Origin of the sequence: uncultured Methanobrevibacter sp. (assembly GCF_902784195.1) — an archaeon.
GTDB lineage: Archaea > Methanobacteriota > Methanobacteria > Methanobacteriales > Methanobacteriaceae > Methanobrevibacter.
Genome location: NZ_CACZTX010000002.1, coordinates 50579 through 67984, shown reverse-complemented (window position 1 = coordinate 67984; position 17406 = coordinate 50579). Strand labels below are relative to the sequence as shown.

At 31.7% G+C, this 17406-nt stretch carries 16 protein-coding genes; 6 read left to right on the top strand and 10 right to left on the bottom strand.

The window, feature by feature from the left end:
• Positions 1–3: 3 nt before the first annotated feature.
• Together QZU90_RS02615 and iorA are read right to left on the bottom strand one after the other, a co-directional pair.
• Positions 4–615 (bottom strand): indolepyruvate oxidoreductase subunit beta, encoded by a 612-nt coding sequence (locus tag QZU90_RS02615; RefSeq protein ID WP_296855374.1) that lies wholly within the window; start codon positions 613–615, stop codon positions 4–6.
• A 1-nt stretch (position 616) separates the two neighbouring features.
• Entirely contained in the window at positions 617–2608 is a 1992-nt protein-coding gene (gene iorA, locus QZU90_RS02610) for an indolepyruvate ferredoxin oxidoreductase subunit alpha (protein ID WP_296855372.1), read from the bottom strand.
• 437 nt (positions 2609–3045) lie between these two features.
• On the opposite strand from iorA, the gene tfrB reads away from it, so the two are divergent.
• The 4 genes from tfrB (at position 3046) to glyS (ending at position 8284) form a co-directional block, all read left to right on the top strand.
• Complete coding sequence (gene tfrB, locus QZU90_RS02605; RefSeq protein WP_296855370.1) at positions 3046–4557, top strand: fumarate reductase (CoM/CoB) subunit TfrB; 1512 nt, start codon at positions 3046–3048, stop codon at positions 4555–4557.
• Between the two features lie 25 nt (positions 4558–4582).
• The gene (locus tag QZU90_RS02600) at positions 4583–5377 is read left to right on the top strand and encodes a TrmJ/YjtD family RNA methyltransferase (protein ID WP_296855367.1); all 795 of its coding nucleotides are present in this window, start codon (positions 4583–4585) and stop codon (positions 5375–5377) included.
• A 103-nt stretch (positions 5378–5480) separates the two neighbouring features.
• Positions 5481–6356: a DUF362 domain-containing protein gene (locus tag QZU90_RS02595; protein ID WP_296855365.1), complete on the top strand. Its 876-nt coding sequence runs from the start codon at positions 5481–5483 to the stop codon at positions 6354–6356.
• A 215-nt stretch (positions 6357–6571) separates the two neighbouring features.
• Positions 6572–8284 carry a glycine--tRNA ligase gene (gene glyS / locus QZU90_RS02590; RefSeq protein WP_295604987.1) on the top strand — a complete coding sequence of 571 codons (1713 nt, stop codon included), beginning with the start codon at positions 6572–6574 and terminating at the stop codon, positions 8282–8284.
• A 196-nt stretch (positions 8285–8480) separates the two neighbouring features.
• On the opposite strand, the gene QZU90_RS02585 is transcribed toward glyS, so the two are convergent.
• Positions 8481–9296, bottom strand: a complete 816-nt coding sequence (locus tag QZU90_RS02585) for a winged helix-turn-helix domain-containing protein (RefSeq protein ID WP_295604985.1) — start codon at positions 9294–9296, stop codon at positions 8481–8483.
• Positions 9297–9321: 25 nt separating this feature from the next.
• A complete protein-coding gene (locus tag QZU90_RS02580) occupies positions 9322–10125 on the bottom strand; it encodes a winged helix-turn-helix domain-containing protein (protein WP_295604983.1) in 804 nt (267 codons plus the stop codon).
• Between the two features lie 488 nt (positions 10126–10613).
• On the opposite strand from QZU90_RS02580, the gene QZU90_RS02575 reads away from it, so the two are divergent.
• Positions 10614–11372 carry a TatD family hydrolase gene (locus tag QZU90_RS02575; protein WP_295604981.1) on the top strand — a complete coding sequence of 253 codons (759 nt, stop codon included), beginning with the start codon at positions 10614–10616 and terminating at the stop codon, positions 11370–11372.
• Between the two features lie 65 nt (positions 11373–11437).
• Here QZU90_RS02575 and QZU90_RS02570 read toward each other — a convergent pair whose 3' ends face one another.
• The 3 genes from QZU90_RS02570 to QZU90_RS02560 form a co-directional block, all read right to left on the bottom strand.
• A complete protein-coding gene (locus QZU90_RS02570; protein WP_296855362.1) occupies positions 11438–11875 on the bottom strand; it encodes a C-GCAxxG-C-C family protein in 438 nt (145 codons plus the stop codon).
• 181 nt (positions 11876–12056) lie between these two features.
• Positions 12057–12455 carry a cell division protein SepF gene (locus QZU90_RS02565; protein ID WP_296855360.1) on the bottom strand — a complete coding sequence of 133 codons (399 nt, stop codon included), beginning with the start codon at positions 12453–12455 and terminating at the stop codon, positions 12057–12059.
• A gap of 338 nt (positions 12456–12793) precedes the next feature.
• On the bottom strand, positions 12794–13849 hold the full coding sequence (locus QZU90_RS02560; RefSeq protein WP_295604970.1) for a DUF1611 domain-containing protein: 1056 nt from the start codon (positions 13847–13849) through the stop codon (positions 12794–12796).
• Between the two features lie 451 nt (positions 13850–14300).
• On the opposite strand from QZU90_RS02560, the gene QZU90_RS02555 reads away from it, so the two are divergent.
• Positions 14301–14891, top strand: coding sequence for a ZPR1 zinc finger domain-containing protein (locus tag QZU90_RS02555; protein ID WP_295604968.1), 591 nt, complete (start codon positions 14301–14303; stop codon positions 14889–14891).
• A gap of 141 nt (positions 14892–15032) precedes the next feature.
• Here QZU90_RS02555 and QZU90_RS02550 read toward each other — a convergent pair whose 3' ends face one another.
• The 3 genes from QZU90_RS02550 to nadC form a co-directional block, all read right to left on the bottom strand.
• Positions 15033–15473, bottom strand: coding sequence for a hypothetical protein (locus tag QZU90_RS02550; RefSeq protein ID WP_295604966.1), 441 nt, complete (start codon positions 15471–15473; stop codon positions 15033–15035).
• A 649-nt stretch (positions 15474–16122) separates the two neighbouring features.
• Entirely contained in the window at positions 16123–16380 is a 258-nt protein-coding gene (locus QZU90_RS02545; RefSeq protein ID WP_295604964.1) for a hypothetical protein, read from the bottom strand.
• An 84-nt stretch (positions 16381–16464) separates the two neighbouring features.
• The gene (nadC, locus tag QZU90_RS02540; protein WP_296855357.1) at positions 16465–17295 is read right to left on the bottom strand and encodes a carboxylating nicotinate-nucleotide diphosphorylase; all 831 of its coding nucleotides are present in this window, start codon (positions 17293–17295) and stop codon (positions 16465–16467) included.
• Positions 17296–17406: the final 111 nt, after the last annotated feature.

The following is a 17406-nucleotide window of genomic DNA, read 5'->3' as shown; positions in this document are numbered from 1 at the left end:
AGATTATAATAAATCTTTAATTGCATTATAACCGTTTTCAATAGCTTTTAAATTCATTTCATGGAATTTAGGAGCTAAATTGTTTTTCATTGCAGTTTCAACGGTTTCCTTAGAAAGTGGGAAATCATCATTTGCAACACATGCACCTAAAAGCACCATATTTAAAGATAAGATACTGCCTGCATCCTTAGCCAAACCATTTGCTTCTAACGGATAAACAGATTTGAAATTATCTTTTAAATTAGCTATTATATCATCAATTTCAGGATAGGTCTCTCCAGTTTGAGTCAATGTTGAAGGCACAATAGGGAAAGTATTGAATATTAAGGTTGTGTCCTTGTTTGCCTTATTCAATCCTCTTAAGACTTCAATAGGTTCAAAAGCAAGAATCAGGTCTGCCTTGGATTCCTCTACAATTGAGGATTTGAAATTACCTATCTTAAGTTCAGTTGACACGGATCCTCCTCTTTGACTCATCCCATGAATCTCGCTCATTACAACATCATAACCTTCAAGCATTGCAGCTTCTCCAATGATTACAGATGTCTTAATAATTCCTTGACCACCTACACCAGAAATGTAAATACTGTAATTGTTATTATCATTACTCGCCATCTTAATCACCTTTCTTTACTCCAATAGCTTTGTTCGGACAGACTTGTATACAAACGGTACATGATTTACATAATGCTTCATCAACAACTACCTCATCATTTAGATAAGAGATTGCAGGACATGCAAGAGTCTTTACACAAGTCAAGCATTTTACACAATTGTCCTTGATGACCATAGTGGCCTTTTTCTTTTGTCCCTTAATCAATGTACATGGGTATCTTGCAATTACAACAGCAACCCCATCGTATTCAAGTGCTTCCTTGTAAATGTCAACAGTCTTTTTGATGTTGTGAGGATTTACAATCTTCATAAACTTGACACCGATTGCCTCTACAATATCTTCAATTGAAACAGCTGGAGCTTCATCCCCCATTCCATCAACAGGAATGCCTGGATTTGGCTGACCACCAGTCATTGCAGTTATTCTGTTATCTAAAATTGTAAGAACGAACTTGTTCTTATTGTGAACTGCATTAACAAGTGGAGAGAGTCCACTGTGGAAAAATGTGGAATCTCCAATGAAGCTCATTACATGCTGATTGGTTGCAATTGAGAAACCGCAACCGTCACCAACAGATGACCCCATTGCAAGCAAATAGTCTGCAGTTTCATAAGGAGGGGAAATTCCTAAAGTGTAACATCCAATGTCAGATGCAAAAATCATATCTTCCTTAGCATATCCAAGTTCTTCGTAAGCCTTTACAGCAGCATAATAAGCAGACCTATGGGAACATCCTGCACATAATGTTGGAGCTCTTGTTGGAATGTTTTCAATCAAGTCATTCAATCCATCTGTAAATTCCATCTTGTCTACGATTTCAATTAAATCTCCTTCAAGCTCTTTGCCATTTTCTGATTTGTACTCTTCCTTAAACTCAGCATCATCAGTTAAATCAGAAACGACCTTATTGATGGATTCCTTTACAATGTCTGGATTAAATTCATGAACCATTGGGAAAGTTCCATCGAACTTACCGTAAACAGGACAATCCAAATTGTTTTCACCAAGAACAGCAAGAACATCCCTTTCAAGTACAGGATCCACTTCCTCTACTATGAATACTCCTTCCAAGTTTTTGCAGAAGTCATAAATCAAATCTTTTGGAGTAGGATAAGACAATGCGATTTTAAGAATATCCATTCCTAAATTCTCTTGAGAAACAACATCATAAGCATAATTGAAGGCACCGCCAGATGAAATAACACCATATTCTCCTTGAAGTGAACCGTTTTCAAAAGAATAAACCTCATTTACTGGACATTCATTAGCTGTCTCTTCCATTCTTTCCATTTTTTCTGCAAGTCTTTCATGCATTGCAAGAGCATTTGCAGGAACAGGTACAAATTCCCTTGGATTTTTAACGAAGTATCCTCTTAACCAATGTCCATCTGATTCTGTTTCCTTGGTAGTGGATTTAGGTTTTTCTTGTCTCCCGCATTCCACAATTCCTCTCATATGGGATACACGGGTGCTTGTCCTAAGAATTACTGGAATTCCAAACTGTTCAGATAAGTCAAACCCGTAAACCATCATGTCCTTGATTTCCTGAGGGGAAGATGGTTCTAAAATCGGAATGGAAGAAAGCCTTGAATAGTTTCTTGTATCCTGTTCATTCTGTGAAGAGAAGAGTGAAGGGTCATCTGCTACAAGAACAATCATTCCTCCCTTAACACCAGAGTAAGCAGTTGTCATGAATGAGTCCGCAGCTACATTCAAACCTACATGCTTCATGAAAGTAAATGACCTGAGGCCACTTGCAGCTGCAGTAGCTGCCACCTCCATAGCCACCTTTTCATTTGCAGAAAATTCAAAGTACATTTCTGCATTTTTAGCAACAACTGATAATATGTTACCTATTTCAGATGAAGGAGTTCCAGGGTAAGTTGCTGCAACTGATACGCCCGCTTCAATAGCTCCTCTAACAGCAGCTTCATTACCTAAAAGGAATAGTTTATCTCCTTTTTCACTAGTTACTAATTGATCATAAGCCATATAAATTCACCACACACGAGACCAATCAATTAATATCATTCTCTAAAATAACGATGAAAAATCATAAATCGATTAATCTCTAAAGTTTTAATTAAATTGTAAATATAAGATAATAATTAAAATTCGCTAAAATATCATAAAATTTTATAAAATTTCATAAATTATCATAATAAGATATTAGTTTCTTTATATATTTAATACATGGCATTTTTAAGAAATTTTAGAGTGGTTGCTAAGGATTATATAAAAGAATTGTGACATAAAAAATGTGAGATTAAAAAATACTAAACTTTATAATTAAATAAATAAAAATATATAAAATGATTTATTATTTTATTATATAAAAATAAATAAATGCAATTTAAGGAAAAATATAAAATCAATTTAAAAATCATATTGATAAAATAATTATTTGATAGTTTTAAAAAGGGATTGCTATGATTACCGTTTATGTAAAAAGATTCAACAGAGAAACTGATGAGGAAGCTCATATTGAATCTTATGAAATTGAAGAATATCCTGGAATGAAAGTGCTTGATGCATTGGAAGAGATCAACAGAAAATATGATGCTGACATAAGCTTTAGAAGCTCATGCCTTGCAGGACAATGCGGTTCCTGCGGAGTGAAAATCAATGGAAACGGTGCACTTGCATGTAAGGCAGAAATTAGTGATAATGTATTGATTGAACCATTGGATTTCCCAGTCATAAAGGATTTGATTGTGGATAGAAGTTCAGCTGATGAAAAGGTAAAGCAATTGCAGTTAAGCTTGGATTGTGACAGCGAAACTTCCCATGAAAAGCTTAAGCCTGAAGACATCAAGGATACCAAAAAGGTTAGAAGCTGCATTGAATGTTATACCTGTTTATCCAGTTGTCCGGTGGTAAAGCACTTCAATGAAGAATTCCTCGGACCTTACTACTTAAGATACATCTCCAAGTTTGACTTTGATCCAAGAGATGAATATGACAGATTGATAGAAGCTCTTGACAGCGGAATGTATTCATGTACAAGCTGTGGAAAATGTGGAGAAATCTGTCCTAAAAACATCAACAGCTTTGGGGATGCAATCGAAAAACTCAGAGCAATGGCTTATGCTGGAAATCTCGGACCTCTTGATGCCCATAAGGTCTTTAAGGACAATGTTGTAGCAAGCGGAAGAAGCGTGAGCAAACCTGAAGAGCCATTCATTGAAACCATTCATAAGAAATGGGATGAAGAAGGCAAATATTATACTGATGATAATGAAGATAAGGAAAAAGTTGCATTATTCACAGGATGTATGGTGGATTACAGAGCCCAAGAAGTAGGATATGCACTACTTGATGTATTGAAGGCAAATAACATCGAGATAGACATTCCAGAAGGACAAGTATGTTGCGGTTCCCCTCTTTTAAGAACAGGTCAAGTTGACGTAGTTCAAGAGCTTGTAGACAAAAACAAGGAAATCTTCAAGGATTACGATAAGGTAATCACTATCTGTGCAGGTTGTGGAGCAACCCTCAAAAATGACCATCCAAAATATGGGTCTAACCTTAATGTGCAAGACATAAGTGAGTTCTTGGTTGACAAATTAGATGCAAGCAAAATGAAAGAGGTCAATACTAAAGTAACCTGGCATGACCCTTGCCATTTGTCAAGAGGCCAAGGCATCAGAGAAGAGCCAAGAAAAATCATTGAAATGATTCCAGGAGTTGAATTTGAAGAGCTTGAACTTCCTAACCAATGCTGTGGTGCAGGTGGAGGAATCAAATCTGGAAAACCTGAAATCGCTTTAGGGCTCGCTAAAGACAAAGCAGAGATGGTTAAAGCAACAGGTGCAGATTATGTAACTACAATCTGTCCATTCTGTCAAATCAACATCCAAGACGGTTTGAACGAAATTGGTCTTGAAAACGTAAAAATATTAAATCTTATTCAATTGCTTAAAATGGCTTATGACGAATAGGCAATAAAATCAACAGAAGATTATCATGAAAAACAAAAACAAATCAAGCGATAGAGGCAAAGTTAAGGAAATAGTTGAGGATGAAGAGACTATCAGACTTAAGGAAAACATCTATGTTGTTTTTGTAGAATGCGAATCTCCTGGAAATGTTGGATTTTTAGCAAGAACCATGGGTAACTTCGGACTCCATAAATTAGTTCTAATCAACCCATGCACCCTTAAGGATGAAGCTTATTATCAGGCTATGCATGCAAGGGAAACCGTTGAAAATGCATTGGTTTATGATACAGTTGAAGACTTTGTAAAAGACAATGAAATTGACTTTATTGTCGGTTCAACAGGAGCCCCTGGAGGAAGCTATAACCTATCAAGGATTCCAATCAAACCTGAAGAACTTGGAAAGTCAATGAACTACAACGATAAGATAGCTATCCTTTTTGGTAGAGAAGGAAACGGATTGACCAATGCAGAAATAGAAATGTGTGACATAACTGTAAGCATTCCAACTGACCCAAGTTACCCTATAATGAACATTTCACATGCAGCAGCAGTCATTCTCTATGAAATCTTTAAAAACAGAAACAATTACCCTGTTGAAGGATTGGAAGAAAGCACTGCACTTGAAAAGGAATATCTGTTAAGCGATATGGAGAAACTAATCAGCACATTATCCATTCCTGACCATAAAAAGAAAAACGGATTGAAAGTGTTCAAGAACATTATCAATCGGGCTTTCATTACTGGAAGAGAGGCACATACATTAAAAGGCATTTTAAGACGATTGAATAAAAAGATAGAAGAAGAAAACAATGAGGAATAATCAAAAAACCTTATACTTTAAAAACTTATCAAAAAATATTTAAATATTAAAAAATTATATCTATATAGACTTATATAAATAATAAAATTCAAGGGACTGAACTATGGACGATAAAGACAGACGAAAAGGATATTACGAAGATATAACTACATTTTTAGTTGGGCACACATTCCATACACGATTTTTCCTTTCTAGAATGACAAGAAGATCAAGGATATTTAAAAAAATCATTGATAAAATCCTTTTCGAAGATGATGAAGTTTATGTCCTTCCAAACAAAAATGCCGTCAATAAGACCATCACTACAAACATTGAAGTCAACCAAAGCTTCCAAAAAGATGACTCTGAATTTGTGCCGAGCCAAATAATCAAGGAAGTTATAAAAGAAGCTGAAGATATTGTCATTATGCACAAATGCCTTTGCAGAACTTCTGCAAATTGTGAGGATTACCCGCAAGACTTCGGTTGTATTTTCATTGGCCCTGCAAGCAGGAAAATAGCTTCAAAATACGGTAGAAGCGCAACTGTTGAAGAGGCCTTAGCACATGTTGGCAAGGCAGATGAATTAGGATTAAGCCATGTTATCGGTAGAAACAAGATCGATAGCGTTTGGATGAATGTAAGGCCAAAGGAAAAACTCTTGACAATTTGCCATTGCTGCCCTTGCTGTTGCCTATGGAAAGTTCTTCCAGACTTGGATGATGACATCAGCAATAAGGTGATGAGGCTTGAAGATGTTGAAGTGCATACAGTAAGCGATAACTGTAAGATGTGCAGAAAATGTTTAGGTGATGACGTTTGCTTTGGAAATGCAATCTATATTGAAGATGGAAAAATAAGCATTGATCAAGACAAATGTGTTGGCTGTGGGCACTGTGTTCAAACATGCAAGTTCGATGCTATTGAATTGAATTACAGCCAAAAATCTATTGATTCCGTATTAAATAGAATTGGGGAATTAGTTGATTATAAAAAATAATTAACTAATACTTTTTAATTACTTTTTTTAATTTAACTTATTTTTTCAATTTTGCAATCTAATTTTATAAAAACTTATAATAATAATTAAAAAGAAAAATTAAAATGTTAAATTATTAAGTTAAATTATTTGATTATAATAACTTATTTCAATAAATATTCTAATTAAATATTCTAATTAATTTAAAAAATTATTTTACTTATGGAGAAATATTAATGAATCATGAAAAAATGTTTAATATTGCACGTAAAAGAGGTTTCTTATGGCCATCTTTTGAGATTTACTCAGGAGTGTCTGGATTTACAGATTACGGACCTCTTGGAGCAAGCTTAAAGAATAACATCATGCAAAAGTGGAGAAAGCAATACATTGCAGGAGAAGGTTTCCACGAAATTGAAGGGCCTACTGTAATGCCTAAGGAAGTATTGAAGGCATCTGGACACGTTGACAACTTTACAGATCCAATGACCAAATGTCTCTCTTGCGGTGAAGTGTTCAGGGCAGACCACATCATTGAAGAGGCAATCGGTGAAGATGTGGAAAGCTTGGAAAATAGCCAAATGGATGAGATCGTTAAGGAAAACAACATCAAATGTCCAAGCTGTGGTGGAGACTTAGCAAACATCTGGAACTACAATTTAATGTTTAAGACTGAAATCGGAGCAAAAGGTGACAAAGTAGGTTACATGAGACCTGAAACAGCACAAGGAATTTTCATCCTATTCAAAAGATTATCCAGATTCTTTAAAAACAAGCTCCCATTCGGTGCTGTGCAACTTGGAAAAGCATACAGAAATGAAATCTCTCCAAGACAAGGGGTTATCCGTCTAAGAGAATTCACCCAAGCTGAAGCTGAAATATTCCTTGATCCTGAAGACAAGACCCATCCTAAATTCAGCCAAATAGCTGATGAAATTTTATACTTATCCTCTCAAGATGTTCAGATGAATGATAAGGAAACCTTGGAAATCACTGCTCAAGAAGCACTCGACCAAGGTGTCGTATCTTCTGAAACATTAATCTATCAATTGTATCTTGCAAGAAAATTCTTGAAGGAATTAGGCATCCCTGATGAAGTATTGAGATTCAGACAACACTTGCCTGGAGAAATGGCTCATTATGCACTTGACTGCTGGGACGTTGAATGCTTGACTGACCAATACGGTTGGGTGGAAATCATCGGTATTGCAGACAGAGGAAACTACGACCTAACTGCACATAGCCAATTCAGTAATGAGGAATTGAGCATTTACATGGAATACGATGAGCCTAAGCTTGTATCTAAAACCATCGTAAAGCCTAACTTAAAGTTATTCGGACCTGCATTCAAAGGGGATTCTCCAAAAATCAAGACTTATATCGAAAACTTATCAGATGATGAAGTTCTAGCACTTAAGGAACAAATCGAAAGTGAAGGAAAATTCATCCTTGAACTTGACAACACCTTTGAGATTCTTGAAGAGCACTTAATATTTGAAGACATTGAAGAGGAAGTTAAAGGGGAAAGAATCATTCCTCATGTAATTGAACCTTCATTTGGTATCGACCGTATCCTTTACTGCACATTATTGCATTCATTTAAGACTGAAGAAGAAGGATTTGAAAAGGAATACTTCAAGTTTGCAAAAGAGATTGCACCAATTCAAGTAAGTGTCTTCCCATTGATGAACAAGGAAGGGCTCGGTGAAATAGCAATTGACATCACTCACAAACTTCGTGAAGCGGGTTTCACTGTAGACAATGACACTTCAGGAACCATCGGTAAAAGATATGCTCGTGCAGATGAAGTAGGTGTTCCAATAGCTATTACAGTTGACTTTGACACCAAAGAAGACAATACTGTAACAATAAGAGACAGGGACACTGAAGAACAGGAAAGAGTAAAAATAGAAGATTTAAAAGAAGTTATTGAAGCAAAACTTCAATAAACTTTTTTAAATTTTTAAACTTTTTTTAACTTCTACTTTTTTAAAATATATTTATACTTTTTAATACTTATTTAAATTTTTAAAAAGCCAAATACTTTTTTATACTTATTTAAAACTCCTAATACTTTTTTTAACTTTTTCTAACTTTAAAAAATACCAAATAAGATTTAACATCCTTTTTTTATAAATGAAAACCTTAAAGTGCCCTGATTGACTTTTCAGAAAACTTCTTAAACAATATTCTGGCCCACTTAATCCCATCGGAATGTTCATTAAGAATAAAGCAGGAATTGTCAAAAAGCCCATCCTTAAAAAACAGACTTAAAGACATGAAATCATCACAGATTGTTAAGAATATCTTTAAGTCATAATCAACTTTTCTGATTATAAGCTGGCTCTTTTTTGAAAAATCAATCAAGTCATCATAATATTTGGATTTCTTTAAAGATGACAATACTTCCTCATTTGTAATTAAAATCAAATTATCTCCATTTTCAAGATTTTCCAATATTATCTCCAAATGTTCCTCAAGGAATATAGGCAGAATTATTTCCATATTACCGCAATTGCTTAAGAGTTCAAGGTATTGGGTAAAGGATTTTGAAAGGTTATGCTCATCAGACTCGACAAAAACAGAATCCTTCAAAAGATAGGTATTTTTAAATGACTCTATAGGAATGGATTCTATAGAATGATTAAGCCAAAAATCCCTATTGATTTCAAAAATATACAAATCCTTAAAAAGCTTTTTCAAACTTGCAGAACATAAAACCCCTTTAGAGGATAGGGAATACTTTTTAAAATTCTTCTTGATTAAATTAATCCGTTCCAATTCCTTTAATCCGTGCAATATTGAAGCTGAAGGCTTATTCAATTCTTCTCTAAAATCATTTAAATCATACTCCTTATCAGATAATAACAACAATAGCAAAGGCCTCATCTTAGAAGCCAATAAAAATCGAACAGTTAAAAAATCAACATACTTATTTGGTGAATCTTCTTCATTAAACATTAAACCACCTAAATTTAAAATAAAATTAATTCAAAATCAAAGCCAAAGCACATTGAGCATAGGAATCAAAAATGCTTAATCCCCAATCAATTGCCTTTTTCCTATTGGATAACAATAATCTGTTTTGATCATAAGTTCCATCTAGCTTAAACAATCCCACTGTAATGAATTCATTGGAAATGGCTAGGGCAATCTTAATATCCTCATCCAAATATTTTATGGAAAAATTGCCATCATAAATGCCTTTCTTAACAACATCATTCCCAATGTCTCTTATGAAACTATCCAATATGTCCCTAGAAACTACCAATTCCACCTTGATTCCTTTTAAGATTAATCTTCTTATCAATTTAGGATATTCAGGGTGAAGATAGGGAAATATGACCTTCAAATTTTTTGAATTTTTAAATAATCGTTTAAACTCCTTATGTGTCTTGTAGATATCCATTGAATTGCATCTTATCAATTCAGAGCCTTCCAAAGAGGATAGTTTATTTAAATCTTCAATGGATAATGAACTGATGTCATGATCCAACCAAAAATCCGCATTATTGCTTATTGTAGCAATAACATCTCTAAAATCCATCAATATAGTTGTATAAATCAACCCTAAATTTGTTAGCTGGAAGCTGTTATGAATTTTTTCAACATACCCTTCAGCACATAATTTATGAATATTGCTTGAAATTGAACTGTAACTTAATAAAGACCGTTTATTTATATCCCTTATTTTCAAGGGACCATCCAATAAGTCTATCAAGACTTTTATTCTAATATCAGAATTGTTTAAAAACTTTAACTCATCTCCAACAACTGAGAAATAATCCATATTATCACCATTTATATAACTAACTATCAAATCATTGATAAACTAAAATACCTTTAAGTTTATATAAACCATGATTTTAAAAATTATAAAATTAATACGAAAAATCAACAAAAAATCAAACAGAAAAATCAACAAAATTTAAACCTCACTACTCAAAACACCCCAATCAAATCGATAACCCCAGTAAAAAGTTAAAGATTTGAAAAAAATCAATGTTAACAAATAGTTAACTCAATTAGTAATTTTCATAAACACATATATAAACATGCTAGAAAAACGGGAAATAGAATTTCAAAATGACATCAATATTGATGTGAAACTGTTAATTTTTATAAAAATATTGAATTAAAATGATTTTTAGAAAAAATAATATATAAAACGAAGAAAAATATAATTAGAAACAAATTCTTAACTATTCATAATAATATTTTAACAAAAATCCCAATAGCTAGAAAAAAATTTAACAAATTCCTAAAAATGGTGAAAATATGATTGATACACATATGCATGCTGACTCAAGAAGCAGTGAAGACTTTGAAAAAATGTTTATTAGTGGAATAGATACTGCAATAACTTGCTCTTACTATCCGTATAAAATTGATAACAACCCAAAAATACTTTTAAACCACTTAAATAGAATCCTAAACTTTGAACCAAGGAGAGCAGGAGAATATGGCCTTGACTTAAGGGTTGCATTGGGGATTCATCCAGCTAATGCATTGAAGAACAATGAAATCATATTCGAAGCATTAGAGAGATGGATAGAAAATAGGGACATAATAGCTATTGGAGAAATAGGATTGGATGAGAATACTGATTTGGAAAAGGAAGTTTTTAAAAAGCAATTGGAATTGGCAGAAGATAGCAAATCAAAAGTCATTATTCACACTCCCAGAAAAAACAAGCTTGAAGTCTTAAAGGACATTAAGGACATAGTTCTTGAAAACATCAATCCAAAGCTTGTAGTCATCGATCATATAAACCTTAACACCGTTGAAGAGGTAATTGATGAAGATTTTACCATAGGATTGACTGTACAGCCTCAAAAGATGGAAGTTGAAGAGGCAATTGAAATTTTGGACAAATATGGATTTGATAAATTCCTATTGAATAGTGACATAAGCAATAAGCCATCTAATCCCCTTTCTGTTCCAAAAACAGTCAGAACACTAAAAAGATTAGGATACGATAAAAAAGAGATAAATAAAGTAGCATTTGAAAATGCAAAAAGCTTTTTCAATATTTAAATGAATAAAAAATAGAAATTTTGAAAAAAAGTATTAAAAAATTGAAAAGGGGAATAATTAAAAAATTATTCCATGATTAATTTTTCCGCAATTAATGTAGCGGATTCAACCATTTTAGGACAAAATTCAGTGAAAAGCTTATTTTCCACTGCATATTCAACTCCTTCTTTAGTTCTAATGTCACACCCTAACAATTCATTGCAGATATAAGAACCGTTTTTTGATTCAAATTCCTCTAAAAACTTGACGCAAACATCATCTGACTTTAGTTTGCTATCCACATCACCGACTTCACTTTGACCATACTTCAATCCTAAAGCCATTAATGCACCAGTGCATGCTCCACAAACCTCACCTTTACGCATGCCACTTCCAAAGCATCCCCCTATTTTAAGTGCCTGTTTTTCATCAATCCCTAATTCGTCAGAAAAGCTTGCAAAAACAGCCTGTGCACAATTGAACTTTAATCCGAATAATTCCACTGATCTTTCCACATGACTCATGATACCACTCCAAATAAAACTAAAATATAATAATAATGATAATAATGATAATAATAATACTAAAATAAACTAATTATTTAAAAAATTAATAAAAAAAGAATTTAAAATACTTGAAAAAAATAAAAAAATAAAAAAATAGAAAAAAAAGTAAATAGGAAAAACAATATGAGTATTGTTCCATTTAATCTTTTCTAACTAATTTAACTCTAGATGGAGTTACAATAATTAAGTTCTTGTCTTCAGTTTGTGAAAGCAAAATTGCTTCTGCACCATATTGATGTCTTAAAAGCTTTAAGATTTCTCCTGCTTGTCTGAAGTCCTTTTCACTTTGTTTTTCAAGGAATTTTAAATCAAGAATTACAGGATTGTTTTCTTCAACGATTTGGTCAAAGATGTAATCCATATCATCTACGGATTTTGGTCTGATTAAGACAATTTCATAAAAAGTTTGTTCTGGAGAGATTGTAGTGAATTCATCTTCGAAAAAATCTTCTTCTCCGTAATCGCTAATTCCGTATGCAGTGCCAAAGTCATCTTCTTCAAAACCAAGGCTTTTCTTTAAATTATCTGTAAAACTCATTTTGATCTTCCCTTAAATTTAATAAATAAAATTGATTAATTAATTTAAATAAATTTAAAAAAATTTTAAAATTTTATACATATTTAATAAAAAATTTGTTTAATAATTTAAAAGTTTAATAAATTAAACTTTGTTACATTAAAGTATATATTTTTTTATAGTTATAAAAGTTATTATTTTTTTTATGAAAAAATGGATTTTATAAAAATAGAATTTTATGATAGGGCATGAAAAAATATTAAAAAATATTAAAAGTTTTAAAAAAAATAGTAAAAAAATATGAAAAGTTTTAAAAAAAAATAGTAAAAAAAGAAATAAAATAATTAAATAAAAATCAATTAGTTTTTATCTAAATATTCTAAAATTGCATCTAATATTTTAGCTGCTCCACCAAAATACATATCTGCTGCAGGCAAGCCGTATTTCTCTTCAAAGCTTTCTAAAGTCATGTCTTCATCAGCATTTCTTAAGTTAATTGATAATCCAACGACTTTAGTGGTAGGTACAACAGCTTCAATAGCTTTTACCTCATAATCAATACCTCTTGGTTCACGGTATGGATGGTTTGGTCTGTGACCTACGATAACTGCATCTGGATCTGCACCGATTAGGATACATGCAGACAATCCTCTTGGGTGAGGGTTTCCATCTTCAGTTAAGCTTGATTGCCCTTCGATAAAGATAATGTCCGGTTGGTCATTTTCCTCAACATATTTGATTGAACTTAAAATAGCTGAAGGAATGTCCATTGCAGATAAGCTTCCTGCTCTGAAGTTAAATGCAGTAGGCTGTTCCAATCCCATTTCATCAGTGGAAATGATAGAAGCTTTCATTCCTCTTTTCATAGCTTCAATTCCTAATGATTTGGTAGTGGTTCTTTTACCACATTCCTGGGAAGTACCTCCAACAAAAATAACAGGTGCCTTTGCTTCATATGAAATCTTAGGCAATACTTCACAGCATTTTTCAGGCGCTACACCGCAAATCTTACGTACAACATCCAATCTTGGACTAATCTCTTTAATGCAAACATCATTTTGTTCAGCAAGTTTTAATAAAGATTCATTTTCAGATAATGATAAAGATCTAAATGAAACAACTGCATTCTTACCATTTGCCAATGCTTGAACTGCATATTTTAAAGCAGTCCCTTCAGCTCCAATAGGCAACATGATTGCTACAGTATTTGCTTCAGTAGATTCAAATAAATCTGATAAGTTTGATGCCACTTCAAGACCACAGAAAGGTTTTCCTTGTTTTGCAGGGTTATCATCAAGGAATCCTACTGTTTCAATCCCTTCGAGGTTAGAGAACTTTTCTCCTCCACCTCCACATCCTACTATAATATAAGGATTCAATTCTTGAAGATCTTCAACAGAATTTATAGAATACAAGTAATCACTCCTCTTTTAAAAATTGTGTAATTTTGATAAAAATATTATTTTGATAAATTGTTAAACATTGAACTTCTTTAAATAAATTTATTATATACTAATGAAATAAATAATACATTATCCAACATCATAGAATTTATCTTAATGTATGTATATATTTATTATTATTTATAAATATTAGCATAAAACAATTAAAGATAGATTTTTGTTTTAAAAAATCTTTAAATAAAATCTTGTATAAAAATTATAATAGAAAATTGAAAAAATTATATATAAAAAATATAGAAAATCTGAAAAATTGTTTAATTATGTGATTTATTGATAAGTGCATCTACATCTAGAAAATACAAAATAGACACTTAGTAACAACTATTCAAATTATAAGACTTAGACTTAATAATTATCAATAACTATTGCACAAGTATGAAAATTAATAAAGGAGAGAATTAATATGAACACAGATGATGTTACAACTGGAAAAAGTGCAGAAATGAAGATGGATTGTCCAGTATGTGGAGGAAAAGGAACTGCAACTTACACTACTCAAACTCATGAACTTGCTTATTTTGGAGAGGTTGTTGAATCAACAATACAATGTGAAAGATGTGGGTTCAGACATAATGACGTTTTGGCAACTGAACAGAAAGACCCTGCCAAACATAGTTTGATAATTACCAAAAAATCTTTGGACTCAAGGGTGGTCAGATCACAATCAGCTACAGTTTCACTTCCTGAAGTTGGAATCAAAGTTGAACCAGGCCCAAAGTCTGAAGGGTACATCTCAAATGTTGAAGGTGTTATTGTAAGATTCATTGAAGCAACTGAAAGGGCATTGAATATGTTTACTGATGAGACATCTCAACAAAATGGAAAAATGGTTATTGAAAACCTGCACAAGATTTTAGAGGGTGAACTTGAAACTCTCTTGCTTATCGAAGATCCATTCGGACAAAGCAAAATCATGGATGTTCGTGCAAAGACAGAACCATTAACTGATGAGGAACTTAAAAATCTAAAAACAGGTTATACTGTAATTGATTAGATTATTAAAAATAGTGAAAATTTTAAAAGATAAAATAATTTGAAAAATTAAAATTTTGAAAAAAGTAGTTAAAATTGAATTTATTTATAAATATTAAAAATAAAATTATTAAAAATAAAAAAAATAAGAAAATTAGAAGATTTATTCTTCTATTTCTTCTTCATCTTCTTCTTGTTTTGTCATAGATAATGGAGTGAACTCATCTTCATCTACAACGTCTTTTAATTTAAGAGTCTTTTGAACATCCATAGCTAATGCATCACAATCTGCTTTAATAGCATTTAAGTGTAATAAGATTCTTTCTTTTTCTTGGTTGATTCTTTTGATGTTAGTGTATGGATAGGTTGACTCTTTAAGCATTTCATACTCAATGGTTGTGTATGGGTACTCATTGAGTTGTTCACAAACTTGCTTGAGGATGTCTCCTAAGAACTTGTTCATTTCTACTTTTACTCTTTCCCTGATCATTTTGTCATCATCAAGGTTTTGTTTCATTAAACGAACAACTTCTGCTTTAGCGAAAGGTAAGTATTCATCTTCCTCTTCTTCGATTTCAACATTATTGATTTCTTCTTCAGCCATAATAACGTCTCCATAATAAATATTATAAATTTTATTAATAATTGATTACAACTGAATTATTAACTGGCTAATGCAATAATTAGTTCATAAAAATTTATCATAAATGAAAAATTACAATAAGAATTTTAATATTAATAAAATTTATCTAAATTTTAAATAAATCATGAAAAGCAAGTGAAATATAAATTTGGATTAAAAATTATTTTTATTTTTTAATAAAAATTGATTTGAAATCTAAAAAATCCATTTGCTTATCTAGATGTAATAATATATTTGTTTAAAGGAATATATAAAGGTATCGTATTATTTTAATTTTATGATTATTTTTTCATATAGTTTACTCTATAACTATATGAATAATTATAGCAAAAGTCAATAATTTTGATAGCTTATAAAAATTGAAAAATCCCTTTTTTAAAACTATAAAGCATATAAAAAATATAAAAATTATTAAATGGAAAATCAATGAAAATTGTTGTAAAAAATAGAAATAGTATACTATAATTGAAACAATAGTGAAAGAAGCAGTGAAAATTTTTTGAAAATAAAAATTATAAAAAAATAATAATAAAATAATAATAGAATAATAATAAAAAAAATAATAAATAAAAAAATAAAATTTAAAATTTTATTTTAAAAACCAATAATTTTAGTCAGCACAAGGATCAAGATTGAAAGCATATCTGTATTCTTGGTTTACAATATTGGAACCTTCGAATCTTCCATCGATAATGCTTGAGATCTTTTCAATTGAATCAAGTGAAAGCTCTTTTCCTTCTGCTATTGGGAAGAAGAAAGTGATTACATCATCGGTTATAAGATAATTCAATTCAAAATCTTCCTTTTCAAATTCGCCTTTAAATACTTCAGTGAGTTTTTCTTCTATATTCTTTTCAAGATTTGCCATAATTTCACCTCATATTAAAGTTATATAAACATTATGCAATATTACATATAAACTTTTCATCTATCCAATAAGCCGAAAGGGTTTTTAATCCATGTCCAAACTAAAGTTCAAGCTGCTTGCCTGATGGGTTATTGAACCTAAAGAGATAATGTCCACATCCAATGGTGCATAATCCAATATGTTGTCTTCAGTGATTCCGCCGGAAATCTCAATCAAGACATCTTTTCTCAAATCCTTTTCTTCCAATGCATTTAGAGTGTCTTGAACTTCCTGAGGAGTCATGTTATCAAACATGACAATGTCTGCACCGTTTTCACAGGCAATGATTGCATCTTCAGTTGATTCAACTTCAATTTCAATCTTTTTGGAAAAGCTATTGTTCTCTTTAGCCAATTCAAGAGCCTTTTTGACTGAACCGACAACAGCAATATGATTGTCCTTAATCAATATCATGTCATCCAATGCATTCCTATGACTGTCTCCCCCACCAATTGCAATAGCTAACTTATCATACTTCTGAAGTGCAGGAGCAGTCTTACGGGTTCCTGCAACCCTTATTTTAGGGTTCACATCATGAACCTTATTGACTATCCTATTTGTTATGGTAGCAACACCAGACATTCTCATAAGCAAATTAAGTGCAGTGCGCTCTAAAAGAAGAATCTTGCGGGCATTACCTTCAATCTCTAAAAGGATATCCCCTTTAGCAATCTCATCCCCATCCTTTTTAGAGGATATGATTTCAATGCCATACTCTAAAAACATTTCCTTTATGATTTCAATTCCTGCAAGGATTCCATCATCTTTAGTGATCAATTTAGCATAAAATATCTTATTTTCTGGAATTAATGCGTTTGAAGTGATATCTCCAAAACCTTCATCCTCACTAAGCATGTACTTTATAATTTCATCCATTTTTACACCAAAATTATTGAAAACATTTATAAAAAATCAAAATTGATTACAATAATATATGTTTTAAACCATTAATATATATTACATATCAAATCAATATTTAAATCAATT